This window comes from Chryseobacterium sp. JM1 (genome assembly GCF_000737715.1).
Taxonomy (GTDB): domain Bacteria; phylum Bacteroidota; class Bacteroidia; order Flavobacteriales; family Weeksellaceae; genus Chryseobacterium.
In genome coordinates, this window is record NZ_JPRN01000009.1 from 203,173 (window position 1) to 209,951 (window position 6,779).

Below are 6,779 nucleotides of genomic sequence, written 5' to 3' on the forward strand. Positions count from 1 at the left end.
TTTTTCCAGTTATTTATTCCAAAGACCAAAGGATTTCCTGAATCTGGAGGAAAAAATTATACATCAGTTCCCCTCCATGTCCTAAAGCTCTTACCACAAAACCATTATCTTCCATTGCTGAAACCCCTGCTTCCATTTCTTCTTTATGCTGTTCTGCCCATTCTACAATAGTTTCTATCAGATTATTCCTGTCAATATTTTCTTTTGTAGTGTAGAAAATAAGCGTTCCCTGGTGAGTATACTGTTCCAGGTTTCCGATGCAGTTGATTGGAATGAGATCCGGCTGAATGACAACATTATCCCTGATGACTAACTTATTTTCATGATAAATCTGCATCAGATTCTGGAACCGTTTCAGCTTAAAAACTTCACCATAATGTTTTCTTCCGCAGGTGATGATTTCACTGATGATGATCTGGCTGTTTTTTCCGATATGGATATTGGCCTTGCTCTGAAAATTTGAATCTTCATGCGGAACTACCGGATGCGGAACATAGGCAAATGAAGTGTAGTCCTCCATCTTTACGTTAAGTTCCTGAACCGCTTTATCCTTCATATTGAACAAGCGCTGATACGACTGTGACTGCAGCTGTAGTGAAGCGCCTTTTTCCAGCTCAATATTCAGGTGATAATGATCTCCGTCCAGAATTCCGGGAGAAGAGCTCATGACCATCTGATACAGTTTATTGTCGCTTTTTCGCTGCCCTACGGAAACAACTCTGAACGGAAGTGAAACATACAGGTCTTTTACATAAGAACCACCATCCTTGAATCCTGCAATGATATGTAAACGGCTGTCCATTTATCTTACCAGGTTCGGTTCTTCACACTCTTCCAGAAGCGCATATTTCTTGATCCATCCAATGACTTTATCCAGGCCTTCATCTGTTTTAAGGTTGGTGAACACAAAAGGGTTTCCGTTTCTCATTCTTCTGGCATCTCTTTCCATGACCTCAAGGCTTGCTCCTACGTGCGGGGCAAGGTCAATCTTATTAATGATCAATAAATCTGATCTTGTAATACCGGGACCTCCTTTTCTCGGAATTTTTTCTCCTTCCGCTACATCAATAATGAAGATCGTCACATCAGCAAGGTCAGGGCTGAAAGTAGCGGATAAGTTATCACCTCCACTTTCAATCAGTACAAGTTCGATATCCGGAAAACGGGCAGCAAGCTCATCTACTGCTTCCAAATTCATACTTGCATCTTCACGGATCGCGGTGTGTGGGCAACCTCCTGTTTCTACCCCTATAATTCTGTCGTGTGGCAGAAGGCTGTTTTTAGCCATAAATTCAGCATCTTCTTTGGTATAAATATCATTCGTGATTACCCCAAGGTCATATTTTCCGAATAATTTTCTGCTTAAACGTTCCAGTAAAGCCGTTTTTCCTGAACCTACAGGTCCGGCCACTCCTACTTTTATATATTTTCTATTGTCCATTTTTTCTAATTTTTGTTTTTTTATTTTAATCGTTAAGACATATAAAGCCTTGAATAAAGCCTTTCGTGCTGCATGCATCTGATATCAAAAGCGGTATTGCAGAGTCCAACCATATCTCTGTCCAGTGCTATGGTTTCATGCACTGTTTTTTCCATCACAGGATAAAGAGAGAACAGGATATCCTGACCATCGAGCTGGCCCAGAGGAACCAGTTTCACCGCATTGGTGATCATTCCCGCTACTGAAGTATGATAAAACCCCAGCAATGCTTCGTACAAAGGGATATCCATCAAGTAAGCATACACCCCGAATACAATGCAGTAATGTGAATTGGCTTCCCGGTTTTGAACTGCCTTTTCAAAGGTTTCCATAAAAGGAAAACTTTGTCTCCTTTTGAAAATCTTAATCAGTCTTAATCCTAATTTCTGGCTGGCCTGGCGGATTTCACGCGGACACTTGATGGCATTACACTCGTTGTCAAGGCTTATTAAAAGTTCCAGATCATTGTTTTCTGCAGCTTCATAAGCCAGTTTTACAAAAGCGCCGTCATTATACTTTAGATTGTACTGAAGCATATTTTCCACGAACTCTTTAGCGGTTTGCAGATTGTCAACGATTCTTTCCTGCACATAGGTTTCAAGGCCGTTGGAATGGGTATAACCGCCGATCGGAAGCGTGGGATCTGCGAGGTGAAGCAGTCCTGACAGGAAGTTTAAATGGGTATTATTCATCTTTTGGAGCGGCCATTTTTAAGATCTTGTTAAAAATTGAAGAGCCCAGACTTCCGTGTCCGTGGGGTTCTACGTTGGATTTAAGGAGATTCAGCAGCTTTACAGTCTGTTTTTCCGGTTTAAATCCGCTTGCTTCCAGCCATCTGAACATCGGCATTTCAAAAGGAAGCAGCACTTTATCTTCCTGAATAAAAAGCGGAATATGCTTGTTCCCGATCTCGTAGCAAACCGTTCCCATTTCGAGCAGAGAATCCGGTGACATAACGATCGCTTCCGTTTCCAGAACATTCACTGCAATGATGTTTTCCTGATCTTCAAAAAGAATATCTCCTTCGCGCAGACACTGTCCTTCACGGAGAAATTTAATCGCGATATCCGTTCCCAGTCTGGTTTTTTTACGTTGAATTCTTTTGCTCGTTTCAAACCATTCCAGATCCAGATAATCTATATTTTTTGCTGATGGATTCTCTGAGAGATTCCCTATCGTTTGGTTAATGATCATTGGTGTCTGCTTTTTTTCTGAAATCAATATTTTTAGAAATTCCCACCCCAAACGTAGAAGCACTGATTCCCGCTACATAGGTTTTGGTCCAGCCTTCCTGTTTCGTTTTGGTCTGTAGCATCGATAATTCGGCGAATTTGAACTTCAAAGCCCATCCGCCGCCCAGGAATATGGCGAATAAAGGATAAGCCCGAAGACGATACCCATTAAAATGATCCATAGAAGCCGTAGCATCAGATAATTTCTGTCCCCAAACGTAATGCGCATCCACCTGAACGATCAGGGCAAAATATTTCCCTAATGTCACCGAAGGACTGTACCAGATCCCTGCTTCATTCTGCTTGTATATCGTTTTATGATCCGTTACGTTCTGAGCGTAGGCATAATTCACCCCGATCACGTCATTATTATTGATGAAATATCCCACATCCAGTGGAATTCCTGCATTGTTACTCGTTCCTGTGGAGCTGTTGCTTCCGGAAGGACTGTTGGTTTTGGAATAATCGAAGGAGCCGTAAATCATAAATTGTCCTTTGGGTCCTTCTTCGTCACTTTTCAGTCTTCTTCCTCCCAGAAACTGGGCTTTCATCTGTCCGGAAAACACAGACATTCCGGCCACTGCAAGAGAGAAGGCGGTTTTATTTAAGTTTTTCATTTTAATCTGTTCAATGTTAGTTTTGTCATTCAGTTTAAGAAAAGGCCCGGCAGTTACCGAGCCTTAAAAAACTCAAGATTAAAACAAGTAATACAACTGTGTCAAAGGAAGTTTCTCCGCTGGTTCACAAGTGATGTATTCACCGTCTACCGTTACTTTGTAGTTTTCAGGATTCACTTCAATGATAGGTGTTTTATCGTTATGGATCAAATCCTTTTTAGAAATATTTCTGCAGTTTTTCACTGGCAGGATCATTTTTTCCAGTTTATAGGATGCGATCGTTCCGTTGTCGATAGAGATCTGGGAAACAAAGTTCGCACAGGTTCCGAATTTTGCCTTTCCATGCGCCCCGAACATATTTCTGTAAATGACAGGCTGCGGCGTAGGAATGGAAGCATTAGGATCTCCCATTTTGGCTGCGATCACAAATCCTCCTTTTAAAATCATCTCAGGTTTTACCCCGAATAATGCAGGTTTCCAGATCACAAGATCAGCCAGTTTTCCTACTTCAAGAGATCCTACATATTCAGAAATACCGTGTGCAATGGCAGGATTGATGGTGTATTTTGCTACATATCTTTTGGCTCTGTAGTTATCATTTTCCGAATCTTTATCTTCTTCTAAATCCCCTCTCTGCTCCTTCATTTTACTCGCCGTTTGCCATGTTCTGGTGATCACTTCGCCGGGTCTTCCCATCGCCTGGGAATCTGAGCTCATAATGCTGAAAACACCCATATCATGAAGGATATCTTCTGCTGCAATGGTTTCAGGACGGATTCTTGAATCTGCAAATGCTACATCTTCAGGGATATTTTTACTTAAATGGTGACACACCATCAGCATATCCAAATGTTCGTCGATGGTATTGATTGTGTAAGGACGTGTCGGATTGGTAGAAGCGGGTAAAACGTTCGGATACATGGCTGCTTTAATGATATCCGGAGCGTGACCTCCTCCGGCACCTTCTGTGTGGAATGTGTGAATCACTCTTCCGTTGATAGCTCTCATCGTATCTTCAAGAAAACCACCTTCATTCAACGTATCGGTATGAATAGCAACCTGAACGTCATATTTATCAGCTACTTTCAATGCCGCATCGATGGTTGCCGGTGTTGCCCCCCAATCTTCATGGATCTTTACACCTAATGCGCCTGCTTCCACCTGCTCTTCAATCGGTTCTTCTGCTGAACAGTTTCCTTTTCCGAAGAAACCAAGATTCATAGGATATTCTTCAGCTGCCTCGAGCATTTTCTGCATATTGAATTTCCCGGGAGTAACTGTAGTCGCATTAGTTCCGTCATTTGGACCCGTTCCACCGCCGATCATCGTGGTAATTCCACTGTATAAAGAGGTTTCGATCTGTTGCGGACAGATGTAATGGATATGGGTATCTATTCCTCCAGCTGTTACGATATAGCCTTTTCCTCCATGCACTTCCGTTGAGGCTCCGATGATCATATTCGGAGAAACACCATCCATCGTATCAGGATTTCCGGCTTTTCCGATACCGATGATTTTTCCGTCTTTGATTCCGATATCAGCTTTGACAATTCCCCAGTGGTCGATGATCACAGCTCCAGTAATACACAGATCGAGAACACCTTCGTCTCTTTTTGCGGTCACGTTTTGTCCCATTCCGTCACGAACGGTTTTTCCGCCTCCGAAAACGGCTTCGTCTCCGTAATGGGTAAAATCTTTTTCTATTTCAATGATGATTTCAGTATCTCCCAGTCTAATGCGGTCGCCGGCTGTAGGTCCCAATATATTGGCATATTGCTTTCTGTCTATAGGTAAGCTCATGTTATTGATTTTTAAAGTTTAATGCTTCAGCTTTGGCAAGACTTGCTTTTTTCTGATCTTCGGAATCTACCTGACCATCAACAAGGTTATTGAATCCCATCGCTTTTTTGGTGCCGCCAATTTCTACCAATTCCACTTCTTTTTCTTCTCCCGGTTCGAAACGCACAGCGGTACTCGCCACGATATTCAGTCTCTTTCCAAAGGATTTTTCACGACTGAAGCTCATAGCTTTATTCACTTCAAAAAAATGAAAGTGGGAACCTACCTGAATAGGACGGTCGCCTGTATTGACTACTTTTATTTTAACTGTTTCTCTGCCTTCATTGCAGATAATAGTTCCTTCTTTTACAAAAATTTCTCCTGGTATCATAATAGAGATTTGTATTAACGGATTGGATTGTGTACGGTGACCAGTTTGGTTCCGTCCGGAAAAGTGGCTTCGATCTGTACATCATGGATCATTTCTGAAACTCCGGGCATTACATCGTCTTTGGTAAGAAGATGAGCGCCTTCCTGCATCAGCTCGGCTACTTTTTTCCCGTCTCTGGCGCCTTCCAGCAAAAAATGGCTGATGAGTGCGATAGATTCCGGATAGTTAAGTTTAAGACCTCTGGCCTTTCTTTTCAGAGCAAGCTCTCCTGCCAGAAACAGCATCAGCTTCTCCGATTCTCTCGGTGTTAAGTGCATAGTATTGGATTTTAAATTGGATATAGGGAAATCCTGTCTGTTTTTTGAAAAAGACAAATAGATGGGTTTAAACCTATTAAAAACAGGGCATGATTCTTATGGATCTGTATTCAAATACACATCGCAGAATTCATAAAAAACTGGAAAGGGATTAGCAGCCTGCTATTTGCAGGGCATGATACAGAATGTACCGTGGTGCTGTAATATAGACGCGGTTTTGGATGGCCGCCGCTTTGGTTTCGGAAGAATAACCGGAAAAGAAAAAGTTCAGCCACTGCTGGGTAACGATAGAATAATCAAATTTTACTTTTTCAACGTCATTGGAATCCTGTGCATCCTGATCATCCGAAACACTGTAAATCTCCGGCTGACCCTGCTGGTCTGCATGCTTAACGAGGTGTATTTTTGAGGAAGCATCAGGATATGACTGCGTTTTCCCATTACCTGCAAAAAGACCTGCACATAAAGCGGAAAAGAACATTACGAAAGAGAATAATAAGACTCTGGTTTTCATATCAGTCATTGATGGTGTAAAATTAGACAATCCCCTATGCTGCAGCTATCAAAAAGGTCATTTAAAATGTTCAAAATCGAGACAAATGTAATCAATACTCCATTGACAGTAAACACCTAAAGCCCTTTGCAACAGCACTTAACCGAAATACACCAACTATGACAACTATTTGTATGTTTTAATTTATGCAAGTGTTCTAAACCTGTACACTCGGATTTGAGAGAGTTATCAATGATGAGTTATGTTTTCGGTTGCTGGTTGGAGAACAGAAAGAATGGGTTATGGTGGCTTCGAGGACCTCCTTTAGATTAGCAGAGGATAAAAGTTATTAACTTTAGAGAAAGAGAAAGCATTTAATTAAACTAAGAGTGCCTCCGAATAAGATTCATGGGCTGATAAAGAATTAAATGCTTTATTCATTTAAAACTCAAATAGAAATACGGGATTAA

At 41.6% G+C, this 6,779-nt stretch carries 9 protein-coding genes; all 9 read right to left on the bottom strand.

The window, feature by feature from the left end; genetic code table 11:
* Positions 1–13: 13 nt before the first annotated feature.
* Positions 14–802, bottom strand: coding sequence for an urease accessory protein UreD (locus tag IW22_RS15905; protein ID WP_034728243.1), 789 nt, complete (start codon positions 800–802; stop codon positions 14–16).
* Positions 803–1,441, bottom strand: a complete 639-nt coding sequence (ureG, locus tag IW22_RS15910; protein WP_034728326.1) for an urease accessory protein UreG — start codon at positions 1,439–1,441, stop codon at positions 803–805.
* Positions 1,442–1,473: 32 nt separating this feature from the next.
* The gene (locus IW22_RS15915; RefSeq protein ID WP_034728246.1) at positions 1,474–2,172 is read right to left on the bottom strand and encodes an urease accessory protein UreF; all 699 of its coding nucleotides are present in this window, start codon (positions 2,170–2,172) and stop codon (positions 1,474–1,476) included.
* Positions 2,165–2,674, bottom strand: coding sequence for an urease accessory protein UreE (ureE, locus tag IW22_RS15920; protein WP_034728249.1), 510 nt, complete (start codon positions 2,672–2,674; stop codon positions 2,165–2,167). Before ureE ends, IW22_RS15915 begins: the two co-directional genes overlap by 8 nt.
* Positions 2,664–3,329 (bottom strand): hypothetical protein, encoded by a 666-nt coding sequence (locus tag IW22_RS15925; protein WP_034728251.1) that lies wholly within the window; start codon positions 3,327–3,329, stop codon positions 2,664–2,666. The genes ureE and IW22_RS15925 overlap by 11 nt, the downstream gene beginning before the upstream one ends.
* A 78-nt stretch (positions 3,330–3,407) precedes the next feature.
* A complete protein-coding gene (gene ureC, locus IW22_RS15930; RefSeq protein ID WP_034728253.1) occupies positions 3,408–5,129 on the bottom strand; it encodes an urease subunit alpha in 1,722 nt (573 codons plus the stop codon).
* A 1-nt stretch (position 5,130) separates the two neighbouring features.
* Positions 5,131–5,499 (bottom strand): urease subunit beta, encoded by a 369-nt coding sequence (gene ureB / locus IW22_RS15935; protein ID WP_034728255.1) that lies wholly within the window; start codon positions 5,497–5,499, stop codon positions 5,131–5,133.
* A 14-nt stretch (positions 5,500–5,513) separates the two neighbouring features.
* Complete coding sequence (gene ureA / locus IW22_RS15940) at positions 5,514–5,816, bottom strand: urease subunit gamma (RefSeq protein ID WP_034728329.1); 303 nt, start codon at positions 5,814–5,816, stop codon at positions 5,514–5,516.
* Positions 5,817–5,967: 151 nt separating this feature from the next.
* On the bottom strand, positions 5,968–6,330 hold the full coding sequence (locus tag IW22_RS15945; protein ID WP_131401747.1) for a hypothetical protein: 363 nt from the start codon (positions 6,328–6,330) through the stop codon (positions 5,968–5,970).
* Positions 6,331–6,779: the final 449 nt, after the last annotated feature.

What these genes read in the sequence shown, in the direction of transcription:
- IW22_RS15945 (WP_131401747.1), bottom strand. Translation starts at nt 6,330, where the DNA reads ATGAAAACCAGAGTCTTATTATTCTCTTTCGTAATGTTCTTTTCCGCT.
- IW22_RS15925 (WP_034728251.1), bottom strand. Translation starts at nt 3,329, where the DNA reads ATGAAAAACTTAAATAAAACCGCCTTCTCTCTTGCAGTGGCCGGAATG.
- ureB (WP_034728255.1), bottom strand. Translation starts at nt 5,499, where the DNA reads ATGATACCAGGAGAAATTTTTGTAAAAGAAGGAACTATTATCTGCAAT.
- ureA (WP_034728329.1), bottom strand. Translation starts at nt 5,816, where the DNA reads ATGCACTTAACACCGAGAGAATCGGAGAAGCTGATGCTGTTTCTGGCA.
- ureC (WP_034728253.1), bottom strand. Translation starts at nt 5,129, where the DNA reads ATGAGCTTACCTATAGACAGAAAGCAATATGCCAATATATTGGGACCT.
- IW22_RS15905 (WP_034728243.1), bottom strand. Translation starts at nt 802, where the DNA reads ATGGACAGCCGTTTACATATCATTGCAGGATTCAAGGATGGTGGTTCT.
- ureE (WP_034728249.1), bottom strand. Translation starts at nt 2,674, where the DNA reads ATGATCATTAACCAAACGATAGGGAATCTCTCAGAGAATCCATCAGCA.
- IW22_RS15915 (WP_034728246.1), bottom strand. Translation starts at nt 2,172, where the DNA reads ATGAATAATACCCATTTAAACTTCCTGTCAGGACTGCTTCACCTCGCA.
- ureG (WP_034728326.1), bottom strand. Translation starts at nt 1,441, where the DNA reads ATGGACAATAGAAAATATATAAAAGTAGGAGTGGCCGGACCTGTAGGT.